At 69.4% G+C, this 25,864-nt stretch carries 28 protein-coding genes; 12 read left to right on the top strand and 16 right to left on the bottom strand.

What is annotated here, in order from left to right; translation table 11 throughout:
- Positions 1 to 858, bottom strand: a complete 858-nt coding sequence (locus tag QFZ29_RS05810) for an alpha/beta fold hydrolase (RefSeq protein ID WP_306896620.1) — start codon at positions 856 to 858, stop codon at positions 1 to 3.
- A 217-nt stretch (positions 859 to 1,075) separates the two neighbouring features.
- On the opposite strand from QFZ29_RS05810, the gene QFZ29_RS05805 reads away from it, so the two are divergent.
- On the top strand, positions 1,076 to 1,468 hold the full coding sequence (locus QFZ29_RS05805; RefSeq protein WP_306893269.1) for a thioredoxin family protein: 393 nt from the start codon (positions 1,076 to 1,078) through the stop codon (positions 1,466 to 1,468).
- A 63-nt stretch (positions 1,469 to 1,531) separates the two neighbouring features.
- Here the strand turns inward: QFZ29_RS05805 and QFZ29_RS05800 are convergent, their stop codons facing one another.
- From QFZ29_RS05800 to QFZ29_RS05790, 3 genes are all read right to left on the bottom strand, one after another.
- The gene (locus tag QFZ29_RS05800; protein ID WP_306893268.1) at positions 1,532 to 2,161 is read right to left on the bottom strand and encodes a hypothetical protein; all 630 of its coding nucleotides are present in this window, start codon (positions 2,159 to 2,161) and stop codon (positions 1,532 to 1,534) included.
- 108 nt (positions 2,162 to 2,269) lie between these two features.
- The gene (locus tag QFZ29_RS05795) at positions 2,270 to 2,833 is read right to left on the bottom strand and encodes a type 1 glutamine amidotransferase domain-containing protein (RefSeq protein WP_306893267.1); all 564 of its coding nucleotides are present in this window, start codon (positions 2,831 to 2,833) and stop codon (positions 2,270 to 2,272) included.
- 84 nt (positions 2,834 to 2,917) lie between these two features.
- Positions 2,918 to 3,916, bottom strand: coding sequence for an EamA family transporter (locus QFZ29_RS05790; protein WP_306893266.1), 999 nt, complete (start codon positions 3,914 to 3,916; stop codon positions 2,918 to 2,920).
- A gap of 102 nt (positions 3,917 to 4,018) precedes the next feature.
- Between QFZ29_RS05790 and QFZ29_RS05785 the strand changes: the two genes are divergently transcribed.
- Positions 4,019 to 4,564 carry a CGNR zinc finger domain-containing protein gene (locus tag QFZ29_RS05785; RefSeq protein ID WP_306893265.1) on the top strand — a complete coding sequence of 182 codons (546 nt, stop codon included), beginning with the start codon at positions 4,019 to 4,021 and terminating at the stop codon, positions 4,562 to 4,564.
- Positions 4,565 to 4,654: 90 nt separating this feature from the next.
- Here QFZ29_RS05785 and rpsO read toward each other — a convergent pair whose 3' ends face one another.
- Positions 4,655 to 4,924: a 30S ribosomal protein S15 gene (rpsO, locus tag QFZ29_RS05780; RefSeq protein ID WP_056658110.1), complete on the bottom strand. Its 270-nt coding sequence runs from the start codon at positions 4,922 to 4,924 to the stop codon at positions 4,655 to 4,657.
- Positions 4,925 to 5,174: 250 nt separating this feature from the next.
- Here rpsO and QFZ29_RS05775 point away from each other — a divergent pair, with 250 nt between their 5' ends.
- The 4 genes from QFZ29_RS05775 (at position 5,175) to QFZ29_RS05760 (ending at position 8,401) form a co-directional block, all read left to right on the top strand.
- Positions 5,175 to 6,530, top strand: a complete 1,356-nt coding sequence (locus tag QFZ29_RS05775; protein WP_306893264.1) for an HNH endonuclease signature motif containing protein — start codon at positions 5,175 to 5,177, stop codon at positions 6,528 to 6,530.
- Positions 6,531 to 6,562: 32 nt separating this feature from the next.
- Positions 6,563 to 6,928 (top strand): DUF488 domain-containing protein, encoded by a 366-nt coding sequence (locus QFZ29_RS05770; RefSeq protein ID WP_306893263.1) that lies wholly within the window; start codon positions 6,563 to 6,565, stop codon positions 6,926 to 6,928.
- 72 nt (positions 6,929 to 7,000) lie between these two features.
- A complete protein-coding gene (locus QFZ29_RS05765) occupies positions 7,001 to 7,450 on the top strand; it encodes a CHRD domain-containing protein (protein ID WP_306893262.1) in 450 nt (149 codons plus the stop codon).
- A gap of 81 nt (positions 7,451 to 7,531) precedes the next feature.
- A complete protein-coding gene (locus QFZ29_RS05760; RefSeq protein ID WP_306893261.1) occupies positions 7,532 to 8,401 on the top strand; it encodes a hypothetical protein in 870 nt (289 codons plus the stop codon).
- Positions 8,402 to 8,437: 36 nt separating this feature from the next.
- Here QFZ29_RS05760 and QFZ29_RS05755 read toward each other — a convergent pair whose 3' ends face one another.
- Complete coding sequence (locus tag QFZ29_RS05755; RefSeq protein ID WP_306893260.1) at positions 8,438 to 9,283, bottom strand: CPBP family intramembrane glutamic endopeptidase; 846 nt, start codon at positions 9,281 to 9,283, stop codon at positions 8,438 to 8,440.
- Between the two features lie 149 nt (positions 9,284 to 9,432).
- On the opposite strand from QFZ29_RS05755, the gene QFZ29_RS05750 reads away from it, so the two are divergent.
- Positions 9,433 to 10,653 (top strand): M4 family metallopeptidase, encoded by a 1,221-nt coding sequence (locus tag QFZ29_RS05750; protein ID WP_306893259.1) that lies wholly within the window; start codon positions 9,433 to 9,435, stop codon positions 10,651 to 10,653.
- On the top strand, positions 10,605 to 10,913 hold the full coding sequence (locus QFZ29_RS05745; RefSeq protein WP_306893258.1) for a protealysin inhibitor emfourin: 309 nt from the start codon (positions 10,605 to 10,607) through the stop codon (positions 10,911 to 10,913). Before QFZ29_RS05750 ends, QFZ29_RS05745 begins: the two co-directional genes overlap by 49 nt.
- A gap of 94 nt (positions 10,914 to 11,007) precedes the next feature.
- Here the strand turns inward: QFZ29_RS05745 and QFZ29_RS05740 are convergent, their stop codons facing one another.
- The 3 genes from QFZ29_RS05740 to QFZ29_RS05730 all read right to left on the bottom strand — a co-directional run bounded on the left by QFZ29_RS05740 (position 11,008) and on the right by QFZ29_RS05730 (position 14,193).
- Positions 11,008 to 11,379 (bottom strand): FKBP-type peptidyl-prolyl cis-trans isomerase, encoded by a 372-nt coding sequence (locus QFZ29_RS05740; RefSeq protein WP_306893257.1) that lies wholly within the window; start codon positions 11,377 to 11,379, stop codon positions 11,008 to 11,010.
- Positions 11,380 to 11,565: 186 nt separating this feature from the next.
- Positions 11,566 to 12,777: a PrsW family glutamic-type intramembrane protease gene (locus tag QFZ29_RS05735; RefSeq protein WP_306893256.1), complete on the bottom strand. Its 1,212-nt coding sequence runs from the start codon at positions 12,775 to 12,777 to the stop codon at positions 11,566 to 11,568.
- Positions 12,778 to 12,786: 9 nt separating this feature from the next.
- The gene (locus tag QFZ29_RS05730) at positions 12,787 to 14,193 is read right to left on the bottom strand and encodes an FAD-binding oxidoreductase (RefSeq protein ID WP_306893255.1); all 1,407 of its coding nucleotides are present in this window, start codon (positions 14,191 to 14,193) and stop codon (positions 12,787 to 12,789) included.
- A gap of 197 nt (positions 14,194 to 14,390) precedes the next feature.
- Between QFZ29_RS05730 and QFZ29_RS05725 the strand changes: the two genes are divergently transcribed.
- On the top strand, positions 14,391 to 15,887 hold the full coding sequence (locus QFZ29_RS05725) for a DNA-3-methyladenine glycosylase 2 family protein (RefSeq protein ID WP_373426261.1): 1,497 nt from the start codon (positions 14,391 to 14,393) through the stop codon (positions 15,885 to 15,887).
- A gap of 31 nt (positions 15,888 to 15,918) precedes the next feature.
- Positions 15,919 to 16,590, top strand: coding sequence for a FadR/GntR family transcriptional regulator (locus QFZ29_RS05720; protein ID WP_129521298.1), 672 nt, complete (start codon positions 15,919 to 15,921; stop codon positions 16,588 to 16,590).
- Between the two features lie 74 nt (positions 16,591 to 16,664).
- Here the strand turns inward: QFZ29_RS05720 and QFZ29_RS05715 are convergent, their stop codons facing one another.
- The 7 genes from QFZ29_RS05715 to QFZ29_RS05685 all read right to left on the bottom strand — a co-directional run bounded on the left by QFZ29_RS05715 (position 16,665) and on the right by QFZ29_RS05685 (position 23,969).
- Positions 16,665 to 17,648 carry an ABC transporter substrate-binding protein gene (locus tag QFZ29_RS05715; protein WP_306893253.1) on the bottom strand — a complete coding sequence of 328 codons (984 nt, stop codon included), beginning with the start codon at positions 17,646 to 17,648 and terminating at the stop codon, positions 16,665 to 16,667.
- 58 nt (positions 17,649 to 17,706) lie between these two features.
- Positions 17,707 to 18,714, bottom strand: coding sequence for an ABC transporter permease (locus QFZ29_RS05710; RefSeq protein WP_129521300.1), 1,008 nt, complete (start codon positions 18,712 to 18,714; stop codon positions 17,707 to 17,709).
- Between the two features lies 1 nt (position 18,715).
- Entirely contained in the window at positions 18,716 to 20,248 is a 1,533-nt protein-coding gene (locus QFZ29_RS05705) for a sugar ABC transporter ATP-binding protein (protein ID WP_306893252.1), read from the bottom strand.
- Entirely contained in the window at positions 20,245 to 20,685 is a 441-nt protein-coding gene (locus tag QFZ29_RS05700; RefSeq protein ID WP_306893251.1) for an RbsD/FucU family protein, read from the bottom strand. The genes QFZ29_RS05705 and QFZ29_RS05700 overlap by 4 nt, the downstream gene beginning before the upstream one ends.
- 106 nt (positions 20,686 to 20,791) lie before the next feature.
- Complete coding sequence (locus QFZ29_RS05695; protein WP_306893250.1) at positions 20,792 to 21,706, bottom strand: amidohydrolase family protein; 915 nt, start codon at positions 21,704 to 21,706, stop codon at positions 20,792 to 20,794.
- Complete coding sequence (locus QFZ29_RS05690; RefSeq protein WP_306893249.1) at positions 21,703 to 22,656, bottom strand: aldo/keto reductase; 954 nt, start codon at positions 22,654 to 22,656, stop codon at positions 21,703 to 21,705. Before QFZ29_RS05690 ends, QFZ29_RS05695 begins: the two co-directional genes overlap by 4 nt.
- Positions 22,657 to 22,667: 11 nt before the next feature.
- The gene (locus tag QFZ29_RS05685; RefSeq protein ID WP_306893248.1) at positions 22,668 to 23,969 is read right to left on the bottom strand and encodes an L-fuconate dehydratase; all 1,302 of its coding nucleotides are present in this window, start codon (positions 23,967 to 23,969) and stop codon (positions 22,668 to 22,670) included.
- A gap of 148 nt (positions 23,970 to 24,117) precedes the next feature.
- Between QFZ29_RS05685 and QFZ29_RS05680 the strand changes: the two genes are divergently transcribed.
- A complete protein-coding gene (locus QFZ29_RS05680) occupies positions 24,118 to 24,966 on the top strand; it encodes a fumarylacetoacetate hydrolase family protein (protein WP_306893247.1) in 849 nt (282 codons plus the stop codon).
- A gap of 36 nt (positions 24,967 to 25,002) precedes the next feature.
- Positions 25,003 to 25,761, top strand: a complete 759-nt coding sequence (locus QFZ29_RS05675; protein WP_306893246.1) for an SDR family NAD(P)-dependent oxidoreductase — start codon at positions 25,003 to 25,005, stop codon at positions 25,759 to 25,761.
- Positions 25,762 to 25,864 lie beyond the last annotated feature (103 nt).

Raw genomic sequence — 25,864 nt, 5'->3', positions numbered from 1 at the left:
CTACGGCGGGCTGTCGCTCGCCTCGAAGAGCGAGAGCATGTCGCGCGCCAATTGGTGCGGCGCCGTCTCGCACGGGCTGTGACCGGTGGCATAGATCGCGAGGGTCGCGTTGAGCTCGCGGGCTGAGCGCTTGTGCAGCTCGCGCGGCCACAAGTCGTGCTCGCCGACGGCGACGAGTTTCGGCACAGTTGCGAGGGCGATCCGGGCCCTGAGGTCGGGAGTGTCCATCATGAGCGCGATGATGTCGTCGACGCTGTCGCGCCGCGTGAGTGCGAAGCGCTCGCGTACGAAGGAGAGCCGGCTGGCCGGCACCCGGTTGAGGTTGTTGCGGATGCCCCACAGCATGAGGGCCGCTCCCTGTCGCGGCGACGTGAAGGCGCTGATCGGTCCGATGCGCTTGACCCCGCGGAATGCCTGGCCGGGTTCGGGTGGTGCGCTGAGCAGCGTGAGACTCGCGAAGCGGTCGGGTCGTTCGAGCAGCGCGAGCTCGGCGAGCGTGCCCGCGAAGCTGTAGCCGAGCACGTGGGCGTGCCCGATGCCGTCGTCGAGCACGGCGAGCAGGTCGTCGAGGAAGAGCCGCTCGTCGTACCTCGCCCGGGGCGGATCGAGATTCCACGGGCCGGCGTGTGCCGACTCGTACTGGCCGGCGAGGTCGAACGACTCCACCCGGAAACCGGCCGCGGCGAAGAGCGGGAACATGAGCACGAAGTCCTCTTTCGACCCCGTGGCGCCCGGCACGAGCACGACTCGTGGCGCGTCGGAAGGACCGAGGGCAACGCGGGCGAGCTGGCCGCTCGGGGCTTCGAACCGGGTGAACTCCGTGCCGGGCGGGAACGCCCGCCAGTCGACGTCGTGGATGACCGCGTCAAGGAGGAACGCCTCGTCGACGGCGACGGCTGCCGCTGTGGCGCCGTTCGCCTCGGTGGCGGCGCGGCGACGGAACGACCCGAGCACCCCTCCGAATGCGACCACGCGTTCACGATATCGAACCCGGTGACGTGACACCTGAAGCGCGCGCACGCCGTTCACAGCGAATACCGGGCGGACGGACAGATCTGGACCCTAGGCTGGAGCGATGGCTACCGTTGCACTCACTCTGGACACCTTCGAGAAGACCATCCTCCAAGAGGGCACGGTATTCGTCGACTTCTGGGCCGGGTGGTGCGGCCCGTGCATGCAGTTCGCGCCGAACTACGAGGCCGCATCCGAAGCGAATCCCGACCTCGTCTTCGCGAAGGTCGACACCGAAGACCAGCAGCAGCTCGCAGCCGCGATGAACATCACGTCGATTCCCACGATCATGGCCTTCAAAGACGGCATCGGCGTGTTCGCCCAGGCCGGTGCGCTCCCCCGGCCGATGCTCGACGAGCTCGTCTCGCAAGTGCGCGCGCTCGACATGGACGAGGTGCGCTCCGATCTCGCGCGCCGAGAGGCCGAGGCGGCCGGCGCCGAGCGCGCGGAGGCCTGAGCGCCGACGTCATGAGCTCGCGAGGTCCGACGGCGATCGGATGCCGCCGCGCTCGCGGATCCGTCAGAACGGCGCCGTGCCGTCCTCGAGGTGCGGCAGGCCGCTGAGGTCGAGCTCGACGCCGTAGGGGCGTGACGCACCCGTCACGAGCGCGGGCACGCGCACGTACTCGCCCCGGGCACGGAACCCGTCGAGCAACTCGACCCAGCGCTCCTCGGCGCCGCTGCCGAGGAACCCAGCGTGCCGTGGGCGGTTGCCGCCCACGAGCTGCACGCCGATGCGATACCGGCGAGAGAGCCAGCGGCTCGCGCGCGGCACGAGCACGGCCTGCTGCTCGGCACCGCCGTGGAGGCGGGCGAGCTCGATCGACGGCTGGTGCCGCTCGACGTCGGCAACGGGCACGACGGTGCGCACCTTCCGGTCGACGTGCGGCGCGTCGACGAGCGTGATCCCCTCGAGGCTCGTCAGGTCGCCCCATTGGTCGGGGTTCGCCGGACGGCTGCTGCGCACGAGCGACCTGACGAGCAGGGCCGCAGCGGCTGCGGTCAGCGCGACGAGTGGCCAGAAGGCCCACGGCGTGGCATCCGGCCGCACGACCGTCGTCGCGAGGAGCAGCACCAACAGCACGAGGAACGGGAACGGCTCCCACGCGAGCAACGGCTTCGAACGCGGAGCAGGAATCGACTTCGTCATCAGCGGAAATCCTCGCCGTGCGTCGCCGTCGTGCTGCCCTGCGCTGTCGTCATGCCTCAACGCTATGGCAGGCGATGCGGCTGTGACGCCCATCGACGAGCGCGCAGGTCACACCGTCTGCCCGGCGTGCTCGCCTTCGCCGATCTCCTCGATCGTCTTCGCGATGAACGCCGGCAGGTCGTCGGGCCCGCGGCTCGTCACGAGACCCTGGTCGACGACGACCTCCTCATCGCTCCAGTTCGCGCCGGCGTTGACGAGGTCGGTCTTCAGGCTCCGGTAGGAGGTGACGCTGCGACCTCGCGCCACTCCCGCCTCGGCGAGGAGCCACGGCGCGTGGCAGATCGCGGCGACGGGCTTGTGCTGCTCGAAGAAGGAGCGCACGAAGGCGACGGATGCCTCGTCCATGCGCAGGTGGTCGGCGTTCACGACTCCGCCGGGGAGCACGAGCGCGTCGAACGTCTCGGCATCGGCATCGGCGACGGTCAGGTCGACGTCGAAGGTGTCGCCCTTCTCACGGTGGTTGAACCCGAGCACCGTGCCCGCCGTCGGCGCGACGAGGCTCACGATCGCGCCGGCAGCGCGCAGCGCGTTCCAGGGCTCGGTGAACTCGACCTGCTCGACCCCGTCGGTCATGAGGAACGCGACCTTCTTGCCTGCGATCTGCTCGGCCATGGGATCTCCTTCGTTCTCAGCGGACGTTCCACGCTACGAATCAGGTGATCGGGCCGACAACGGGTTGACACGAGTGGTGGGGCACTACGGAACGTCGCCCTGCCGGGGGCTGCCGGCGGCGACAGCGCCGGGAACCCGCACGAGGTCGAGATCGGGGGCGGGCGTCGGCTGGTCGGGCGTGCGGCGCTCGAGACGCACGAGCACGATGCCCGCGAGGATGAGCAGCCCGCCGATCGCCTGCACCGGCCCGATCGCCTCGCCGATGAGCACCCAGGAGACGATCGCGGCGAACACGACCTCCGAGAGGCCGAGGAAGGACGAGAGCCGGGTGCCGAGCATGCGGATCGCCTGGATTCCGGCGGCGTAGGCGAATGCGGTCGAGATCGCGCCGACCATGAGCACCGGCAGCCACCACGGGGCGACACCGCCGAAGAACTCGATGTCGGTGAATTCGGCCTCGAAGGGCACGAGTCCCGTGAGCGCCGCGGCGCCGAGCACGAGGCATCCGATCACGCATCCGGCAGCGGCGAGGGCGATCGGTGGCACGCCGGTGTCGCTGCGCTCGCCGAGCAGATAGTAGACGGCGACGCCGATCATCGCGATGCCGGCGATCACGACGCCGAAGGGATCGAGGGCGCCACCGGCCGGACCGATCACGAGCACGAGACCGGCGATCGCGACGACCGACCCGGCGAGCACGACGAACTGGGGTACACGACGACTGGTGACCCACGCGAAGGCCACGAGTGCAACCGGGGCGAGGTACTCGATGAGCAGTGCGGTGCTCACGGGAATGCGGGCGATCGCGGTATAGAAGGCGAGCTGAACGCCGGCGATGGCGATCACGGAGTAGATCAGCACCGTCCACTTCGCGCGCCAGAGCGGCCGCAGGTCGAATCGCAGCGCGAAGAGGCCCGGCACCGCAAGCAGCGCGGCCGCGACGGTGATGCGGAAGAACACGGCCGCGCCTGGTGACCATCCCGACTCGAGCAGGGGCTTGACGATCGCGCCGCCCGCTCCGAAGGCGAGGCCGGACGCGAGCCCGAGCAGGATTCCGATCCCGATCCTGCGTGACCCGTGCATCTGGTGCCCTTCCGTCGTTGCGCGGAGCCGGGTCAAATGCTCCCGTCATGCCCGAAACCCGTTATGCTCATGACGATAGTGGAACCGCGCGTCAGGAGTCAAATGATTTTCACCCATGACACCGAGGTGGCCCTCGGCTTCGTCGCCGCCCTCACCGAGACGTCGCCCGAGGCATCCGATTCGGGCGAAGACGAGCTGGCGACACCAGGACAACTCGACGCTCTGCTCGACGCGTGGGACTACTCCGGCCGCAGGGACGGCGACGAGCGCGAGCTCGCCGAGGTGCGCGACGCCCGCACCCGACTTCGAGCGATCTGGCTGCAGGACCGCGACGATGCGGCCGTCTCGGTCAACGAACTGCTCGCCGAGGCGCGCGCACTCCCCCGCCTCGTGCGTCACGACGGTGCGGACTGGCACATCCACGCGACCGAGACCGAAGCCCCTCTCGCCCGCCGGATCCTCGTCGAGGCAGCCATGGCGCTCGTCGATGTCATCCGTGCCGACCAGATGGAACGGCTTCGCGTGTGCGACGCCGATGATTGCGAGGGCCTCTACGTGGACCTCTCGAAGAACACCTCGCGCCGGTTCTGCAGCACGCGTTGCGGCAATCGCATGGCCGTTCGCGCGTACCGGGCGCGGGCGAGCTGATCAAGGTGAAACGAAAACGGGCCGCCGCCCGAAGGCGACGACCCGTTCCGAAGAAGTTCGCGGTATCAGCGAAAGCCGCGCAGAATGCGCTTAGCGGCGCAGACCGAGACGCTCGATGAGCTTGCGGTAGCGGTTGATGTCCACATCGGCGAGGTAGCCGAGCAGACGACGACGCTGACCGACGAGGAGGAGCAGGCCACGACGCGAGTGGTGGTCGTGCTTGTGCTCCTTCAGGTGCTCGGTGAGGTCTTTGATTCGCTTCGTGAGGAGCGCGATCTGAACCTCAGGGGATCCAGTGTCACCGGGGTGCGTCGCGTACTCTTCGATGATCGCCTTCTTGACATCAGCTTCAAGTGCCATAGATGGGATCCCCTTTCTCTCGTTGCGCGCTGCCCGTGGCCTGATGCCTGGGCTCTCTTTATGCGCGGCCGTTCTGACGGCAACCTGAAGAGTCTACCAGAGCGGATGACTGAGGGCCGACCTCGTGTTCGGGTCACAGCACTTGTCCTCCACAGGTGGGCTCTGGCAGCAGTTATCCACAGGTAATTCGCCATCTGATCAGCCATTCGGTTGTCGTTGGAATGTCGGTGGGTGGTGGTTGGGTTGTCTCATGACCACCTCTTCGGCGCCCTCACCGCAGGCGGCGCTTGATGCTGAGTTGTCGCGGATCGTGGAGCTCGATCGGGTGATCCGGGCGGCGCAGGCCGAGCAGTTCCGGCGCATCGAGTCGGCGCGGACGCTTGCCGCTGAGGTCGAGGGGGTGACGGATGCCTCCCCGTTCGTCGATCGGGAGCTCGCGACGCGCGCGTTCGTCGCCGAGCTCGGAACGGCCCTGGTGGTGCACGAGGCCACGGCGGGGCGGCTGATCGCCGACGCGCGCCTGTTGACCGGCCGGTTCCCGGCGACGCTTGCTGCACTTGCGGGCGGGGTGATCTGCGTGGGCCGGGTGCGGTCGTTGCTCGAGATCGTGAGCACCATCCCCGCCGAGCGGGCCGGGCAGTTCGAGGCGGCCGCGCTCGAGCGGGCACCGCAGGAGACGCCGTCGGCGTTCCGCCGCCGGATCCGCCGACTCCGCGAGCGGATCCACCCCGAGCCGCTCGCCGACCGGCAGCGCCGTGCCCGAGACGAGCGGCGGGTGTGTTTCGAACCGGCCGAAGACGGCATGGGCTGGCTCAGCCTGTTCCTCGAGGCCGAGCGCGGCATCGCGATCATGGCCCACCTCGACGCCCTCGCCGACGCACAACAGCGCGCCGATGCCGCAGGCAGGGCACCCGCCTCTGGCCCTGGCCCCGGCTCCGCTTCCGATTCCGATCCCGGGGCATCCGATCCGCGCACCCGCGCCCAGCTCAGCCTCGACCTCGCCGCCGACCTGCTCCTGGGCCGCGCCACAACAGACGCACCGCCGCTCGGGGTGGTCACCCCGAAGATCTACGTCACCGTCCCGGCGCTCACCCTCCTCGGCCACACCGACCAGCCCGCCGAACTCGACGGACACGGCCCGATCGACGACGACACCGCCCGCCGGCTCGCCGCACACGCACCCTCATTCCACCGCATCCTCACCCACCCCGAGACCGGCGCATACCTCTCCTACGGCCGCACCACCTACCGGGTCCCCGCCGACCTCGCCGGCTACCTCCGGATCCGCGACGGCAGCTGCCGCTTCCCGGGCTGTTCCCGCCACGCCAACCGCGCCGACCTCGACCACACCACCGACTGGGCCACCGGCGGACCCACCCGCCACGACAACCTCGCCCACCTCTGCCGAAAACACCACCGCCTCAAACACCACACCAGCTGGAAAATGACCCAAATACCCGGCGGCGACATCCGCTGGACCTCACCAGCCGGCCGCGAACACCACACCACCCCCACCCACCCATTCGCGCCGATAAGCGGATCACCCTCCGGCGCGCCAGCAAGCCCACCTGCAATCGAGTCACGCGAGCGGCAGTTCGCCCGGTGACAAAGCTCGCGCACCCAGGCAGACTGGCCACCATGGGCTTCACGATGAAGCGCGTGTACGAGCCGCCCGACGCATCCGACGGCTACCGGGTGCTCGTCGACCGGCTGTGGCCGCGCGGCGTGCGCAAGGAACGCGCCGAGCTCGACGAGTGGGTCAAGGATGTCGCCCCGTCCCCCGGGCTCCGCACGGAGTGGCATCAGAACCGCGAACGGTTCGACGAGTTCGCCGAGCGGTATCGCGAAGAGCTCGATGCCAACCCCGCTGCCGAAGCGCTCCTCGCCACGGGCCGCGAGCAGAAGCGCGTGACCCTGCTGTTCGGCGCTCGCGACGAGCAGGTCAACCACGCGGCCGTGCTGCTTGCGTGGCTTGCGGCGCACGGGGCATCCGTCGAAGCCTGACTCGGCCTTGTGCGCCTCGCGGGGTCGGCGTAGCGTGCCGAATTACCCGAGGAAGCGAGATTCACCATGACAATGACCAGTCGAACTCGATCCACCGCTCTGGCGATCGCAGCCATCGCCGCCCTCGCCTTCACCGGCGCCGGAGCCGCCGCCGCCGCACCACCCGATTCTCCTCAGATCCCCCTCAACACCGGCCAGGAGGCGCCGGCACCCACCGTCGGCAGCGCACACGGCACCTTCTCCTACGAGATCGAGGGCGACCAGCTGTGCTGGGAGCTCTCCGTGACCGGGCTTTCTTCAGGCGCGGTCGCCGCGCACATCCACATCGGGGAACGCAACGCTCCTGGACCCGTGGTCGTGCCGCTGACCGTCGACGTGGGCGAGACGAGCTTTGAAACCTCCGGCTGCGCAACGCCCGATGCCGACCTGCTCGCCGCCATCGAAGAGGACCCGCGCGCCTACTACGTCAACGTGCACACGACGACGAACTCTCCCGGGGAGATCCGCGGGCAGCTGAAGTAGGCGCAGCGACCTCCACGCCCCCTGTTATCGGGCTTCTGCTGCCACTCTGATCGGGCATATGCTCAGATCGGATCGGCGGCCATGGCAGCAGACGACGACATCGATGCGCGTTCCGAGCTCGAATCGCGGGTGTACTCGCGGTCCGGCTCTGATGAGCCGCGCATCGCGCGCTACGACCACGCGTCAGACCGAGTGCTGGAGCTCACCGAGAGCGAGTGGCAGCTGCTCGAGATCGAACGCGAGCGCGCCGGCAGGAAAGAGGCACCCTCGCCCGCTCCGGAGGGCGCACTGCCCTTCGCCGAGCCGCCTGAGCTGCCCATCGGGGGTGTCCCGTCACCGCAGCGGCGTCGATTGACGCCGCTGTCGGCCGGCGTGATCGGGGTCATCGTCGGCGCCGCGTTGTGCGCCACCTGGATCGGACTCGGCGAGGCGGTCAACCGGCCACCGGGGTTCGACATCACGATCACCCCCACGCCGACGGCCGATCCCGACTCGGCACTGCCGGCCGGTGCGGCGCTCGACTTCTTCCGCGACCCTCGGCGGGGTAACGGCATGCTCCCCGGCGAAGGGTTCGTCCCGGGCTGGCTGAACTCGAGGTTCGAGAGATCAGACGTCGCTCGCATCATCGGTCCCGACGGGCCCGCGGCCGGCCTCACGGTCTACGCAGCGGTTGTGGCGAGTCCTGCGAACTCGGACAATCCCGAGCTCTCGAGAAACGGCCTCACCTGTCTCATCGTCGAACTTGAAACGACCGGCATGGTGTTGAACTGCGCCTCGCTGGAACGCGTGCTCGAGCGGGGCATGACGATGCACGCAGCAATCCCCAGGGGTGTCGGAACCCGTCTCGATCAGGATGGCGACGGCGTCATGGGAAGGGCATCGGAGACCGACGTGCTCACCGTGGAATGGCGACCGGACGGAAGCTTCGTCGTAACACGGCACGCGCAATGAGGCGCATCGCCCGCGAGGCGCATGATCCCGAGGCCGTCACGGCGGCGCGAGCAGGAAGATCGGCGGCACCCCGGTGTGCGCGTACACGATGACGAGGAACACCACGAGATCGAACAACAGGTGCACCGTGATCACGAACGAGAGCGACTTCGTGAGCGTGAACGTGTAGCCCTGCAGCAGCGCGAACGGGATCGTCAGGAGCGGTCCCCAGCTCTGGTAGCCGAGCTCCCAGAGGAATGACACGAACACGATCGACTGCAGCAGGTTCGCCTGCCACACCGGGAAGTGCCGGCGGAGCAGGGCGAACACCGTGCAGACGAAGAACAGCTCGTCCCAGATGCCCACGGCGTTCACGCCCACGAACAACCGGGCGATCTCGTCGGGCAGCGTCACCGTCGGCCAGTTCGTGTAGACGCCAGAGGTGATGAAGTAGAACGGCAGGATCAGCCAGCCGAGCACCGCGATCAGCACCAGGTACGACCATTGCACCGGCGACCAGCGATGGCCGGTGCGCCAGGGGAACCGGATGACGCGGTCGCCGAACACGAATCGCGAGATCACGAACGGCACGACGACCGCGAGGGAGAGTACGACGCCCATCAGGAGCATGTTCCAGTAGCTGATGTCGGCCGCGACCGAGATCGTGGAGACGATCACCTGGCCGAGCGCGACGAGGGCGAGGTCTGGCAGGAGCCGGCTCGTGCGCCCCGAGCTGTCGGCGAGCCATGCGCCCGCGAGGCCGAGCGCGAGCATCGCGTAGCCCACGACCGGGACTTCGACGCCGAAGAGGAACACCGCAGCGGCGCACACGATCGCGGCCGGCACGAGGCCGATCGGATGGGTTCGCACCTCGGGCTGAGCGACGACAGCGGCAACTTGCACGAGCCCAGCTTCGCAACCCGGATGCCTCGCGGCAAGTCGACACGGGCGCCGAGCGGATGTCGGGCGTGCGCCTCACGCCTCTGGCGGATGTCGGCGCGCCGAGCGAAACCGGCATCCCGCCTGTCGGCGGCGCATGCCACGATCGAATCATGACGCGGACGCACAGGCCCTACCCCTACTCGACACCGCACCAGGCGATCGTGCCGCCATACCTGCTCGCCCGCATCGCGGCGATCGACGATCCCCGCTTCGACGTCGCGGCCGACGCCGCCCGCCGGTCGCTGCTCCGAGACGCACCCATGCGCGAGTGGCGGCGCGAGGGCGAGCCCCCATCGTTCATCGCGCATGAGCGACCGGCGCGCGACGAGAGGCCCGCCGCCCTGCCGGGCATGGCGCCCTCGCCCGATCGCCGCATCTCCGACGCCGAGAACGCCGAGCGGCTGCCCGGGCGCCTCGTGCGTCGCGAGGGCCAGCCGATCGCGGGCGATCCGGCCGTCGACGCCGCGTACGACGGCCTCGGCGAGACCTTCGAGCTCTTCGCCCGCGTGTTCGGTCGCGACTCCATCGACGGCGCGGGCATTCCCCTCGAAGCCACCGTGCACTTCGGCGACCGCTACGACAACGCCTTCTGGGACGGCGAGCGCATGGTCTTCGGAGACGGCGACGGCGAGGTCTTCCGGGGATTCACGAACTCGCTCAGCGTCATCGGCCACGAACTCACCCATGGCGTCACCGAGCGCACGGCGAAGCTTCGCTACCAGGGTCAGTCGGGAGCGCTCAACGAGCACATCTCCGATGTGTTCGGTGCACTCGTGGAGCAATACGCCATGGGGCAGGATGCCGCGTCGGCGACCTGGCTCATCGGCGAGGGCGTGTTCACCGACCTCGTCGAGGGGCGCGCCATCCGTTCGATGAAAGAGCCCGGCACGGCGTACGACGACGACGTGCTCGGTCGCGACCCGCAGCCCGACCATTTCGACCGGTACATCGAGACCGACGACGACAACGGCGGCGTGCACCTGAACTCCGGCATTCCCAATCGCGCGTTCGCCCTCGCGGCAATCGAACTGGGCGGGTTCGCCTGGGAGCACGTCGGGCGCATCTGGTACGACGTGCTCACGTCGGGCAGGCTCCGCCCAGACGACGGATTCCACACGTTCGCCGCCGAGACGGTGCGCGCAGCGGATGAGCGCTTCGGCACCGACTCCCCCGAGTCGCGCGCCGTGACGAGCGGCTGGAGCGCGGTCGGCATCGAGGAGCTCCCCTCGCCGGATCCGGCTCCGGAGCGCGCCGCGAGCGACGCCGGGAGTACGATGCCGACATGGACGTCATCGTCTCGCGGAGCGGGGGCATTGCCGGACTTCGACTGACGTGGGAAGTCCACGTCGAGGAGCAGCCCGACCCCGACGAGTGGTACGTGCTCATCCGCGAGATCCCGTGGAGCAAGCCGCCGCCGGCGCCGCCCGAGCCCGACCGCTTCATCTACCGCATCCGCTGCGAGCCGCATGAGGCGACGCTCGCCGAGCGTCAGCTCACCGGACCATGGCGTGAGCTCGTCGAACGAGTGCAGGAGCGAACGGAACCCGAGCGGAGTCCGCGCAGAACCGGGCCGCGGCGTCCCGCGCGATGAGCCGTACGGCCGCGAGCGCGTCGCCATGACCGGCCGGGCATGACGAAGGCCGGCAGGCTCATACCCACCGGCCTTCGAGGTCAGGCGATCGTGCTCAGCTGACGCCGAGCAGGTCGATCACGAAGATCAGGGTCTTTCCCGAGAGCTGGTGGCCGCCGCCGGCCGGGCCGTAGGCCTGGTGCGGGGGAACCGTGAGCTTGCGTCGACCGCCGACCTTCATGCCGGGGATCCCCTCCTGCCATCCGGCGATGAGCGCCTGCAGCGGGAAGTTGATCGACTGCCCGCGGCTCCACGATGAGTCGAACTCATCGCCCGACTCGTACTCGACGCCGAGGTAGTGCACGTCGACGGTCGAGCCGGGCGTCGCCTCGGCGCCGTCGCCCACGACGATGTCCTCGACCACGAGTTCGGTGGGAGCCGGGCCCTCGGGGAAGTCGATTTCGGGCTTGCTGTTCGTATCGGTCATGCATCCAGCCAAACAGATCGAGGGGTGCGGGGCAAACGCGGACGACCGTCCATTCCCCTCTTGCGCTCCGTGCGAACACGTTGCACGCTGGTATTCGAGAACTCGTCGTCCTGTAGCGCTGTCGGCAGTGCCACACCACAGGGCGGCGAGTTTCCTCGTGTGCGAGGGGTGATCGCGACATCCGATTCAGCGCAGCAGTGCCGCCCGATCGAGTGCGACGGCGTCGAGCAGCAGACGCTCGTCGGTGACGTGCCGCACGTCGCCGCGGCCGGAGACGAGCACGTGCCGATTGAACGCGAGGTGCGTGGCATCGGCGATGAGCCGCCGTATGAGGGCGGTTCGCGGCGGCGTCAGCGAACGCGCCCACGCCCTGGCGCGCCGGCGGCCGGCCGGGGTCGCGAGCATCTCGACCTCGGCGGCGCTGAACCATCCGACGGCGGCGTATTCGCCGAGACGAGCGCGCGTCACGCGCATCTCCTGGCGGCGAAGGAAGAACGTGAGCAGCACCGCGCCGATGAAGATCGGCACCTGCACGGTGAAGTAGAGCCCGATCGCGTCGTCGGCGAAGGTGAGCGATCCGTTCCAGAGGGCGTGCAGGAGCACGGCTGCGCCGAGCCCGAGCAGGAACCAGCCCACGACCCCTGCTCCTCCGCCGCGTCGGGCGCCGATGCCGATGAGGAGCCCGGTGCACACGGTGAACAGCACGTGCGCGAACGGGGAGAAGAGTCCGCGCACCACGAACACCGCGCCGAGCTCGCCGACACCGCCCTCGGCGAGTGCCGCCCCGAAGTAGAGGATGTTCTCGGTGAAGGCGAAGCCCGCTGCGACCGTGGCCGCGTACACGAGTCCGTCGACCGGCCCGTCGAAGTGCGAGCGCGAGAACGCGTAGAGGAGAAGCACGCCGACGCCCTTCGCGGTCTCCTCGACGATCGGCGCCTGAACCACGGCGGCCATCGCCTCGTTCGGGCTGCCACCCGGCCCGGCGAATGCGAGGAGGAGCTGCACGCCGAGGTCGACGATGAGCGCGACGGCGACCGACACCGCAGCGCCCCAGAGGAATGCGAACCAGAGCGCCCATCGCGGCTCGGGTTCCCAGCGGTCGACCCATCGCACCGTGAGCAACACGATCGCGAGCGGGATGAGCGCGAGGAGCGAGGCGATCGCGAGGGCCGACACGCCGAGGGCGACCGCGAGATAGGCGAGCACGAGCAGGCCGGCGACGACGCCGAGCAGGATGCCGACGATCGCGAACGCGACACCGCCGCTGCGGGCCTGCGGCGGCGGCGTGGCCCAGAGCGGTGGCGACGGGGTCGGATTCTGCGCCGGCCTCGGATGCTGGGCCGGCTTCGGATTCTGGGCTGGCCTCGGATTCTGGGCTGGCACGGGTGCGTGGCTCACCCGGGCAGCCTATCGACCGGGCGGCGCGGATGCCTCGAACATCACACCCGGGTTCAGGATGCCCCTCGGGTCGAACAACGCCTTGATGCCCCGCTGCAGTTCGAACGAGTCCTCGCCGAGCTCGTCGGCGAGCCAGCGTCGCTTGAGGATGCCGACGCCGTGCTCACCCGTGAGCGTGCCGCCGAGCGCCACGGCGGCGCGGAACAGCTCGTCGGCCGCGGCCCACACGTGCTCGGGCACCTCGTCGCCCGTGAACACGAAGTTCGGGTGGAGATTGCCGTCGCCCGCGTGGGCGATGGTTGGAATCTCGAGGCCGTGCCGCGCCCCGATCTCCTCGATCGCGCGGAACATCTCGGGCAAGCGGGAGCGCGGCACCGCGACGTCTTCGATGAGCACCTGCCCGGTCGCCGCGAAGGCCGGATGCACCGCGCGGCGGATGTCGAGGAGCCGCTCGCCGGTTGCGGCATCCGTCGACATCGTGACCCGGCCACCGGCCTCGGCGAAGACCGCGGCGATCGCCGCCGCCTCGACGGCCGCCCCCGCTGTGTCGCTCTGGGCGAGCAGGAACGTCTCACCTTGTGCGATCGACTCGAGCGGCGTGCCGGCGAGCGCCGCCGCGCCGAGGAACGTCGCGACGCGGGCGAGGCCCGCCGCGTCGATGAGCTCGAGCACGGCCGGCCGGATGCGCGCGGCCGTGACGCCGGCCGAGGCGCGCGCTGCGGCTTCGACGTCGGGGAACGCCGCGGCGACCGTGACGACGTCGCCGTCGATGAGCGGCCGAAGCCGCACGGTGGCCTCGACGATGACGCCGAGCGTGCCCTCCGAGCCCGTGAACAGGGCCGTGAGATCGTAGCCAGTGACGCCCTTGACTGTGCGGTGGCCGGTGCGGAGCAACCGCCCGTCGGCGAGCACCACGGCGAGGCCGAGCACCGCCTCGCGCGTGACGCCGTACTTCGCGCACAGCAGCCCGCCGGCGTTCGTGGCGATGTTGCCGCCGATCGAGGAGATCGCGCGGCTCGCAGGATCTGGCGCGAACCAGAGGCCGAGCGGGGCGAGCACGTCGTTGAGGTCGCCGTTGAGCACACCCGGCTCGACGACGGCGAGCTCGTCGGCCTGGGAGACCTCGAGGATGCGATTCATGCGCGACAGGTCGAGCACGATCGCACCCGGGCTCGCGATCGCGCCGCCCGCGAGGCCCGTTCCGGCGCCGCGCGGCACGACGGGCGTTCCGGTCGAGTGGGCGATGCGCATCACGGCCTGCACCTCGGAGAGGGATGCCGCGTGCACGACGGCGATCGGCGGCGTGGCGCTGCGCCAGCCGGAGCGATCCTCGCGCGTCGCCTCGAGCGCTGCGGCGTCGGTGGAGACGGATGCCCCGAGGGCGTCGTGCAGCAGGGAGATGACGGCATGCGGCATCCCTCCACACTAGCGGCGGCGCCGATGTCCGATTTCCGCCGGTCGATGTCGTCGGGTCGTGCGAGGCTGGGGTCATGACCTCGACGATCAGCGCACCCGAGCGGCCCTCGACTGAAGCGGCCTCGAGCGCCACGCAAGCCGGCCGGAGGCGCGTCGACCCGCTCGCCGACCCGGTGTTCGCCGAGCGGTACCGCGCGATGCAGGCGCGCGATGCGCGCTTCGACGGGCAGTTCATCACGGGCGTGCACTCGACCGGCATCTACTGCCGGCCGAGCTGCCCCGCCGTGCTGCCGAAGGCCACGAACGTGAGCTTCTACCTCACGGCGGCGGCAGCCCACGAGGCGGGCCTGCGGGCGTGCAAGCGCTGCCTGCCCGACGCGGTCCCCGGCTCCCCCCAGTGGGACCTGCGCGACGACCTCGCCGCCCGGGCGATGCGCCTCATCGCCGACGGCGTCGTCGAGCGCGAGGGCGTGCCCGGCTTGGCCGCCCGGCTCGGCTATACGAGTCGTCACCTCACCCGCGTGCTCACCGCAGAGCTCGGCGCCGGCCCGCTGGCCCTCGCCCGCGCACACCGCGCGCAGACCGCTCGAGCCCTGCTCACCTCCACCGCACTGCCCGCTGCCGATGTCGCGTTCGCCTCGGGTTTCGGCAGCATTCGCCAGTTCAACGACACGATTCGAGCGGTGTACGAGCGCAGCCCGCTCGAGCTGCGGCTCGCAGCACGCGTGCGCCAGCGCCAGCGCGAGCGCGACCGCGGCTCCGAGCGGCAGCAGCTCGACACCGAGCGGCTCGACATCGAGCAGCTCGACACCGAGGCGGGAGTCGTGCACCTGCGGCTGCCGGCCCGGCCGCCGTTCGACGCCGCGGGCGTCTTCGAGTGGCTCGCCGCTCGCGCCGTCGATGGCGTCGAGGTGGCGGGCCCCGATCGGTTCGAACGCACGCTGCGCCTGCCCGGCGGGCCTGCGCTCGTGCGCTTCGCCGCGACCGGGGGCGACGCCGTGCCCGCGATCGACGTCGAGGCGAAGCTCTCGAGCCTCGCCGACCTGCCGCCGCTCGTCGCGCGAGTGCGCCGCTTGTTCGATCTCGATGCCGATGCGGTCGCGATCGACGCCGCCCTCGCGGCCGACCCGGCGCTCGCCGCATCGGTCGCCGCGACTCCCGGCATGCGAGTGCCCGGATGCCTCGACCCGCACGAGCTGGTCTTCCGTGCCCTCATCGGGCAGCAGGTCTCGGTGAAGTCCGCCCGCACCACCCTCTCGCGAGTGGCCGCCGAGCTCGGCGAGCGCGTCGCCTCGACCGCAGCGGGCGTGCTCTTCCCGACGGCGGCGGCGATCGCCGAAAGCGGTGCAGAGGTGCTCCGCGGGCCGGCCACGCGCGTGCGCACGATTCTCGACGTCGCCCGCCGGCTCGACTCGGGCGAGCTCGTCGTGGCGCCCGAGCGCGAGCGCGACGAGTTGCAGGCCGACCTCCTGGCGGTGCCGGGCATCGGCCCATGGACGGCCGGCTACCTCGCGATGCGGGTCACTCGAGCGCCCGACGTGCTGCTCACCGGCGACCTCGCGCTGCGCAACGGCGCCGCCCGGCTCGGGCTCCCGTCGACACCCTCCGCTCTCGAGGCGATCGGCGCGCCCTGGGCCCCGTGGCGCAGCTATGCGAGCATGCATCTCTGGCGCGCCGCCGGCGCAAAGATCTGATGTCTGGCCTGATGCGAGGTACTATGCCCGCATGGCGGTCACCGACGAAGCGATCCTGCGCATCAAAGAGATGATCCTCGCCGGCGAGCTCGCTCCCGGCGACCGGCTCCCTCCCGAGAAGGAGCTGAGCGAGCGCCTCGGCCTGTCGCGCTCGTCGCTCCGCGAAGCCGTCAAGGCACTCGAGGTCATCCGCGTGCTCGACGTGCGGCGCGGCGACGGCACCTATGTCACGAGCCTCGAGCCGCGACTGCTGCTCGAGGCCATGTCGTTCGTCGTCGACCTGCACGACGACCAATCGGTGCTCGAGATCTTCGCCGTGCGTCGCATCCTCGAGCCCGCGGCATCCGCCCTGGCCGCTCGCAACGCCGACGAAGACGACCTCGCTCGCCTTCGCGAGGTGATCGAGAGCGTCGACCACGCGACCGACGTCGAAGGTCTCGTCGCCCACGACCTCGAGTTCCACCGCGGCATCGCGGATGCCACCGGCAACAGTTACCTCGCGGGTCTCATCGACTCCCTGTCGAGCCACACCGTGCGAGCGCGCATCTGGCGCGGCATCACACAGGAGGACGCGGTCGGCCGCACTCTCGCAGAGCACCACGCCATCCTCGAGGCGATCACCACGGGCGACGGCGAGCTCGCCTCGGCGCTCACGGTCGCCCACGTGAGCGGTGTGGAGCAGTGGCTCCGCTCGGCGCTCTGAGCATCCGCACGGAGGGTACCGGCATGACAGAGGGGGTGCCGGCCTGAGCGTCACCCCCTCCGCGACATCCGGTCCTACTCGTAGAGCACGGCCTGGATTTCAGGGTCTTCGATGTTGGTCTCGTCGTACCAGAAGAAGCCCGTGTCGATGCTCTTCGGCAGTTCCTTGCCGTCGAGCGCCTCGACCGCGGCCTTCACGGTCTCGTAGCCGATGCCGACCGGGTTCTGCGTGATCGCGCCGGCCATCAGGCCGCTGGTGATCGCATCGATCTGCGCCTGGCCCGAGTCGAAGCCGATGACGGTGAGCTGGCCCTCGAGACCGAGCTCGGTGACGGCGTTGACGACGCCGATCGCCGAACCCTCGTTGGAGCCGTAGATGCCCTTCAGGTCGGGGTTCGCCTGCAGGATCGCCTTGGCGAGGTCGGTGGACTTCAGCTGGTCGCCGCCGCCGTACTGGATGTCGACGATCTCGATGTCGGGTGCGTTCTCCTCGATGTACTCGACGAAACCGTCACGACGATCGACGCCCGTGACCGAGGTCTGGTCGTGCACGACGAGCGCGATCTTGCCCGTGCCTCCGACGAGCTCGACCATGTGCTTGGCGGCCTCTGCCGCAGCGGCCTTGTTGTCGGTCGCGGCGGTCGTCACGGGGATGTCGCTGTCCACACCCGAGTCGAACGCGATGACGGGGATGCCGGCATCCTGTGCCTGCTGCAGGTAGGGACCGGCCGCCTGGCTGTCGAGCGCGGCGAAGCCGATCGCGTCGGGACCCTTGTCGAGTGCCGTCTGCAGCTGCTGCAACTGCTGGTCGACGTCGGCCTCGGTGTCAGGGCCCTCAAAGGTGATCTCGACGTCGAACTCCTCGGCAGCCTGCTCGGCGCCTTCCTTGACGGCCTGCCAGAACTGGTGCTGGAAGCCCTTCGAGACGAGGGCGATGTACGGCTTGTCGCCGTCGCCGCCGCCGGCACCGTCGCCGCCGTCGCCGCCACCGGCGCAGCCGCTGAGAACGAGCGCAGCGGTGACGAGCCCCGCCGCGACGCCGAATGAACGCTTTCGCATGATCGAACTCCTTTGTTGTGTGTTGGTGCAATCGTTCCGGCCCGCGAGGGCCGGACGTCTAGGCGTTCTTCCGCCGGAGGATGTCGAGGTAGACGGCGATGAGGATGACGGCGCCGACCGCGACCGACTGCCACTCCTGCGGGATCGACATGATGCGCAGGCCGTTCGTGAGCACCGCCATGATGAGCGCGCCGATGACGGTGCCGACGATCGAGCCCTTGCCGCCCTGCAACGAGGTGCCGCCGATCACGACCGCGGCGATCGCCTCGAGCTCGTAGCCCATGCCCAGTGCGGGCTGAGCCGACGACAGACGGGAGGCGAGCAGCACGCCGGCGAGTCCGGTGAAGAGGCCAGCGAAGGTGTAGATCGCGATCTTCCACTTCGTCACGTTCACGCCAGAGAGCTCCGTGGCCTCCTCGTTCGATCCGATGGAGAACGTGTAGCGCCCGAGGAGCGTCTTCTTCAAGATGACGCCCGCGACGATCGCGACGATGATGAAGATGAGCACGCCGTTCGGGAACCGGATGCCGGGAATGAGCGACCCCGTCGCGAGCCGCACGAAGTCGGGCGTCTCCTTGAAGTAGATCGGCGCCGTGCCCGAGATGACGAGCGAGAGCCCAGCGGCGACGAGCATCATCGCGAGTGTCGCGATGAACGGTGGGATCTTGAGCACCGCGACGTTGACGCCGTTGATCAAGCCGAGCAGGCCGCCGAACAGGATCGCGAGGATGACGCCGAGCCACAGCGGCATTCCCAGGTAGGTGAGGAACACGCCCGTCATCACCGCGGACAGCGTCATGCCGGTGCCGATCGACAGGTCGATGCCGCCGGTGATGATGACGAACGTCGTGCCGAGGGCCAGCAGGCCGACCACGGTCGCGGCGAGCAGGATGCCGGTCACATTCGCCCACGTGAGGAATCGGTCGTTGGCGATCGAGAAGAACACGACGATCGCGATGAGGCTCGCGAAGGCGAGGAGCTGCTGGATCTGGCCGCGGAGCCGAGCGCGCACGGCGCTCGTCGCAGCATCCTTGGTTGCTGGTTGTTGTGGGGCCGTCGTGGTCAATTCAACTCACCGTTCCTTCAGCGCTGAAGCGCGTTGCGTAGTCCATGACGATCTCCTGGGTCGCCTCGGCGTTGTCGAGCACCGCGTTGAGCCGCCCTTCGCACATGACCGCGATGCGGTGGCTCATCCGAAGCACCTCGGGAAGCTCGGAGGAGATCATGATGATCGACTTGCCCTGTCTCGCGAGCTCCTCGAGGAGCGCGTAGATCTCGTCTTTCGCGCCGACGTCGATGCCGCGAGTGGGCTCATCGAAGATGAGGATGTCGCAGTCCTTCGCGAGCCACTTGGCGATGACGACCTTCTGCTGGTTGCCGCCCGAGAGGTTCTTCACGAGCTGGTTCGCCGAGGGCGTCTTGATGCGGAGCCGCCCGATGAATTCGCGTGCAGTGCGGATGATCGCGCCGTCTCGCATGAACCCGGCCTTCGAGGTGAACGCCGGCAGGGTGCTCAGCACGATGTTCGTGGCGACATCCTGTTCGAGCACGACGCCGAGTCGCTTGCGGTCTTCGGAGAGATAGCCGATGCCGAGCCGGGCGGCCTCCGCCGGATTTCCGATCTGCACTTCGCGACCGTCGACCGTGATGCGCCCGGACTCGATGGGATCGGCGCCGACGATGGCCCTCGCGAGCTCGGTGCGGCCGGCGCCCATGAGTCCCGCGAAACCGAGGATCTCGCCGCGGTGCAACTCGAATCCGACGTTCTTCAACAGCTTCTTCGTGGAGAGCCCCGCGACGCTGAGCACGACGTCGGGCGAGCGCTGCACCTGCCCCGGGCGCTGCTCACCCGTGATCGTGCGGCCGACCATGAGGGAGATGACCTCGCCGACGGTCGAGGTCGCCGTCTCGAGGGTGTCGATGTAGCGGCCGTCTCGCAGCACGGTGATGCGGTCGGAGATGCGGGCGAGCTCGTCCATGCGGTGCGAGATGTAGATCACGCCGGTGTCGGGCGTGCGGAATCGCTGAATGAGCTCGAAGAGCACTTCGACCTCGGCGTCGTTGAGGGCCGCCGTCGGCTCATCCATGATGAGCACCTTCGCGTTGAACGACAGGGCCTTGGCGATCTCGACCATCTGCTGGCGCGCCACCGTGAGGTGCTCGACGCGCTCGGCCGGATCGATCGTGAGCCCGAGCCGGTCGAACAGCTCCTGTGCGCTGCGATTGAGCGCCCGGTCGTCGAGGAACACGCCGCCCGAGCGCGGTTCACGCCCGATGAAGATGTTCTGCGCTACCGTGAGGTCGGGCATGAGGTTGAACTCCTGGTGGATGATCGCGATGCCGAGCTCCTGCGCATGGCGGGGGCCTTCGATCGAGAACTCCTCGCCGTTCAGGCGGAACGTGCCGGCGTCGGGCGTGTAGATGCCCGCGAGCAGCTTCATGAGGGTCGACTTGCCCGCACCGTTCTCGCCGACGAGAGCGAGCACCTCGCCGCGCCGCAGCTCGAGTCGCACATCGTCGAGGGCCTGCACTCCCGGGAAGCCCTTGCTGACGCCCGAGAGGTCGAGCAGCGCCGTCGTCGTGGTGGTTGCCGGGATCATCGCGCCGCTCCTCGGGACTCGTAGGCGTTCACGACGCCCTTGCGGAGGATGAGGTTGCCGTAGGGCCGCAACTCCCCTGTGCGCACGACGAGCTGTGCGCCGATGGCCCGTTCGTAGAACTCGAAGCGCTCGAGCTCGTCGACGCGGTCGGGCGTGGCATCCGCAGCGGTCACGAGCTCGTGCTGCACCGGCAGTATCTCGCCGCCCTCTGCCTCCATCAGCAGCACGGACGCGCCTTCGTAGCCGTCGAGCGGCACGACCGTGCGGATGGCCGCGACGACCTCAGCGGCCGCGAGTGCCGGCGTTTCGACGACGACCTCGCCGACCCGGTGCGCCGGGAAGTTCGCGTCGGCGACGACGAGTTCATCGCCGTGGCCGAGTCGATCGAGCGCGGCGAGCAGCTCGCCGTGGAGGATCGGGTGGATTCCACTCAACACGTGTGCCTCTCTTCATTGAGATTCAGATACGACCAGTCAACGACCTGAAATCGATTTCGTCAAGCCGTGGATCAATCAAGCTGTGGAGCAATTGCGAGTGTACTACTCATCGGATGTTTAGTGGATAGTCAACGGCAATTGAGTCTGTTTCGTGTCTTTGCGGCCACAGAGGTCGGACTATTTGCGAGCGATAGACCGAGTCCGCCGTGCCGCCGAGCACGGCAGCTCGCTCGGTTTCGCCCAGTTCAGACAAACAATCGCGCATCACCTCCCACGTCGTCTGGTACCCGCCGTGCGGCACGGTCATCGGCCAATCACCGCCGTACATCAGACGGTCGGCTCCGAAGGCGTCGAGCCCGATCTCCCACAGCGGGCGCACGGTCTCGGGGCCGAACGGCGCACCGGGAAGGTGCAGTCCCGAGAACTTGGCGATCGTGTTGGGAACGGCCGCTGCCCGCCCCAATGCCCGACGCCACGCGTCGAAGTCTGGTCTGCCCACCGGCGGCTTGGCGAGATGGTCGATCACGACGGTCAGCTCGGGAATGGCCCGGGCGACGCGCGCAGCGGCATCGAGATGCCGTGGCCACGCATCGGGAACGTCGAGCGCGAGCCCTCTCGACGCCACTTCGCGCAGCGATGCCCGGACCTCGGGGAGGTCGAGGAAGTCGTCACGGGGGTCATCGTGCACGAGGTGACGGATGCCGCGGAGGGCCGGCTCTCCCACGAGCGCGTCGAGCGCCGCGCGCGCCGCTTCGGGGTGGTCGAGCGGAATCCATCCGACGACTCCGGCGATCCAGTCGTGTTCGCGGGCCACCCCGAGCAGGAACCACGTGTCGGCGAGCGAGTCCTCGGCTTGCACGAGGATGGCCGCGTCGATGCCGGCGACGTCGAGCTCGAGGCGCGCCTCAGCGGCGCTGAAGTCGCGATCGAGCGGGCCGCCGCGCGGAATCCACTCGTATCGGCCGGCGGCACGGCTCCAGAGGTGCACGTGCGCGTCGATCGTGCGCGTCGCCCCGCTCACGGGATCAGCCCCGCAGACCTCAAGCCGTCCCAGAAGCCGGCTGGGAGGGCGGCGTGCACGCGTGCGATGTTCTGGCGGATGTCGGCCGCTCGCGCGGAACCGGCGACGACCGAGCGCACCGCGGGGTGCTGCAGCGGATACTGCATCGCGGCCTCGGGCAGCGAGACGCCGGCCGCGCGACACGCGTCGGCGAGTCGCCGGGCATGGCCCAGCACGTCGTCGGGAACCGGGCCGTAGTTGTAGCGCGCGTTCTCGTCGGGGGTATCGGTGGCGAGGAGCCCCGAATTGAACACCGCGGCGACGACCACGCCGACGCCGCGCCGCTCGCAGAGTGGGAGGAGCTCGTCGAGCGCGGGCTGCTCGAGGAGCGTGTAGCGGCCGGCGATCATCACGAGGTCGACGTCGCCCTCGCGCACGGCCCGCGCCGCGGCATCCGCGTCGTTCGTGCCGATGCCTATGGCGCCGACGACGCCCTCGTCGCGGAGCCTCACGAGCGCCGGCAGCCCCTCGGCGATGCCGCGATCGAGGTCGTAGACGTCGGGGTCGTGGAGGTAGGCGATGTCGATGCGGTCGAGGCCGAGCCGCTCGAGCGATTCCTCGATACTGCGGCGAACACCCGATTCGCTCGGGTCGAAGCGGCGCACGGTGGTGTTCGGCACGGCGAAGTCGAACGCGAGGTCGTCGCCGCCGTTGAAGTCGGGATTCGGGTCGAGCATGCGGCCGACCTTCGTGGAGATCACGTACTCCTCACGCGGGCGCGAGCGGAGGAAGGTGCCGAGGCGGTGCTCGGAGAGGCCGAGGCCGTAGTGGGGCGCGGTGTCGAAGTACCGGATGCCGCCGTGCCACGCCGCTTCGAGCGCGGCATCCGACTGCTCATCGGTCACTTCGCGGTAGAGGTTGCCGATCGACGCGGCGCCGTAGCCGAGCGGACCGAGGCGCTCGGCGGTCACCACGCCCGCGTTCATACGGGCACTGCGCGGTGACGACCGCGCCAGGTGTAGTCGTCGACGGATGCCGCGAGCATCTCGGTGCCGGCGCCCGGAGCGGTCGGCGCGAGGTAACGGCCTCGCTCGATCACGACGGGCGTGACGAAGTGCTCGTGGAGGTGGTCGACGAACTCGATCATGCGGCCCTCCATCGTGCCCGAAAGCGCGACGTAGTCGAACATCGACAGGTGCTGCACGGCTTCGCAGAGGCCGACGCCGCCCGCGTGCGGGCACACCGGCACGCCGAACTTCGCCGCGAGCAGCAGGTTGGCGATGTTCTCGTTGACGCCTCCGACGCGAGTGGCGTCGATCTGCATGACGTCCATGCCGCCCGCTTGCAGCAGTTGCTTGAAGACGATGCGGTTCTGCACGTGCTCGCCGGTCGCGACCCGGATCGGGGCGATGCCGCGGGCGATCGCGGCGTGTCCGAGGACGTCGTCGGGACTCGTCGGCTCCTCGACCCAGGCGGGGTCGAACTCGGCGAGGGCGCGGATCCACTCGATCGCCGGGCCCACGTCCCAGCGCTGGTTGGCGTCGATCGCGATCGGGTAGTCCGGACCGACGGCGGCGCGGGCGATGCCGAGCCGGCGCACGTCGTCGGCGAGGTTCGCGCCGACCTTGAGCTTGATCTGCGGGAATCCGTCGGCCACGGCCTCGCGACAGAGCCGGTCGAGCTTCTCGTCGGAGTACCCGAGCCAACCGGGCGTGGTGGTGTACGCCGGATACCCCGTCGCGAGGAGTTCGGCGGCGCGCTCGGCGCGCCCGGGCTCGGAGGCGCGAAACAGCTCGAGCGCCTCATCGGGCGTGATCGCGTCGCTGAGGTAGCGGAAGTCGACGAGGCTCACGAGCTCTTCGGACGTGAGGCTCGCGAGCAGCTGCCAGAGCGGCAGCCCCGCGCGCTTCGCCTTCAGGTCCCAGAGCGCGTTGACGACCGCGCCGATCGCCATGTGCATGACGCCCTTCTCGGGCCCGAGCCAGCGCAACTGCGAGTCGTGGGTGAGCAGGCGCCAGGTCGCGCCCATGTCGGCGAGGGCGGCTTCGACGTCGAGTCCGCGCACGTGTTCGCGCAACGCCTCGATGGCGGCGACCTGCACGTCGTTGCCCCGGCCGATTGTGAACACGAACGCGTGGCCCTCATGCCCGTCTGCGGCATCCGTTCGAATGGTGACGTACGCGGCCGAGTAGTCGGGATCGGGGTTCATCGCATCGGAGCCGTCGAGCTCGAGGGAAGTCGGGAAGCGGATGTCTCGGGTGTCAACGCTGACGATTGTGTTCATGGCGTCCTTTCGTGGCGCACCCGAGCATAAACATCCGATGTCTAAATGTCAACTGGGCGGAAATGTGGCAGAATACCCCTGACTACCACCCCGCCCTGCGTCGAGACTTCCGATGTTCGTGTGGCGGCCCCCAATCGAGAGGACCAGTATGAGATTCGCCCGGCTCGGACCCGTCGGCATCGAGATCCCCGTCGTGTTCGATGGTGATCGCGCGCTCGACCTGCGCCCGATCACGCTCGACCTCGACGGCCCCTTCCTCTCCGGCGGCGGCATCGAGCGCACGCGCTCGGCACTCGCCACAGGCGCCCTCCCCGAACTCGCGGAGGCCGCCTCCCTGCGCATCGGCGCCCCGATCACGCGCCCGTCGGCCGTGTACTGCATCGGCATGAACTACGCGGCGCACGCTGCGGAATCGGGTTCGGCACCGCCCGAGCAGCTCGTGATGTTCATGAAGTCGCCGAACACCGTCGTCGGTCCGTTCGACGACGTGCCGATCCCCCGCGGAAGCGAGAAGACCGATTGGGAGGTCGAACTCGGCGTCGTCATCGGCCGGCGGGCGAGCTACCTCGCCGCTCCCGCCGAGGCTGCAGCGCACATCGCCGGGTACGTCATCGCGAACGATCTCTCCGAGCGCGACTGGCAGCTCACCCAGTCGGGCGGGCAGTGGAGCAAGGGGAAGAGCGCCCCCGGATTCTGCCCCACGGGCCCCTGGCTCGTCACGGGCGATGAGGTCGACGCATCCGACGTGCGACTCCAGAGCTTCGTCAATGGAGAACCGCGACAGGACTCGCGAACGAGCGATCTCATCTTCGGAATCGACACGATCGTCTGGCAGCTCAGCCAGTTCCTGGCACTCGAACCGGGCGACCTCGTGCTCACCGGGACGCCCGAGGGCGTCGCGCTCTCAGGACGATTCCGCTATCTCGCCGTCGACGACGTCGTCGAGCTCGAGATCGAGAGCCTCGGCCGCCAACGCCAGCGCTACGTCGCAGCCTGAACCGGCCGGCATCCTCCTCATCTGAAGGGACCACCAATGGGAACCGAATTCTCCGGCCTCGTCGCCGTCGTCACGGGCGGGGCGTCGGGCATCGGCGCGGCGATCGCGCGGCGCCTGCGCGACGGCGGCGCTCGCGTCGCCGTCTTCGACCTGCGCCCCGACGATGCTGAGCACGCCGACCTCGCCGTCGCGGTCGACGTCGCCGACGACGCGAGCGTTCGCGCGGGCATCGAACAGGTCGCGGCCTCGCTCGGGCGCATCGACATCGTCGTGAACAACGCGGGCATCGGCGCACAGGGCACGATCGAGGCGAACGCCGACGACGAGTGGCACCGCGTGCTCGACATCAACGTGCTCGGCATGGTGCGCGTCGCGCGCGCCGCGCTGCCGTACCTGCGCCGTTCGCCCGCCGCGGCGATCGTGAACACCTCGTCGATCGCGGCCACGGCGGGCCTGCCGGAACGGGCGCTCTACAGCGCGAGCAAGGGTGCGGTCGCGGCGCTCACCCGCGCCATGGCCGCCGACCACCTGCGCGAGGGAATCCGGGTGAATGCCGTGAACCCGGGCACCGCCGACACTCCATGGATCGGGCGCCTGCTCGCCTCCGCGGCCGATCCGGCCGCCGAACGAGCGGCGCTCGAGGCGAGGCAGCCGCACGGCCGCCTGGTCTCGGCCGACGAGGTCGCCGAGGCGGTCGCGTACCTCGCCGGGCCCGGCGCGGGTTCGACGACCGGCATCGCGCTCGCCGTCGACGGCGGCATGCAGGAGCTGCGTCTCCGGCCCGCGGCACGCTGAATCGTCGCGGATCCCCTGCGATTGTCGAAGCCAGGGCGCCTCGAGGCCCGTTCATTGTGCGTCTCGCACAACCGAGCGCCGAGGGCGGCCGATAGCCTAGACG

Origin of the sequence: Agromyces albus, assembly GCF_030815405.1 — a bacterium.
GTDB lineage: Bacteria > Actinomycetota > Actinomycetes > Actinomycetales > Microbacteriaceae > Agromyces > Agromyces albus_A.
The sequence above is the reverse complement of the archived record's forward strand: the minus strand, read 5'-3'. Positions and strand labels throughout refer to the sequence as shown.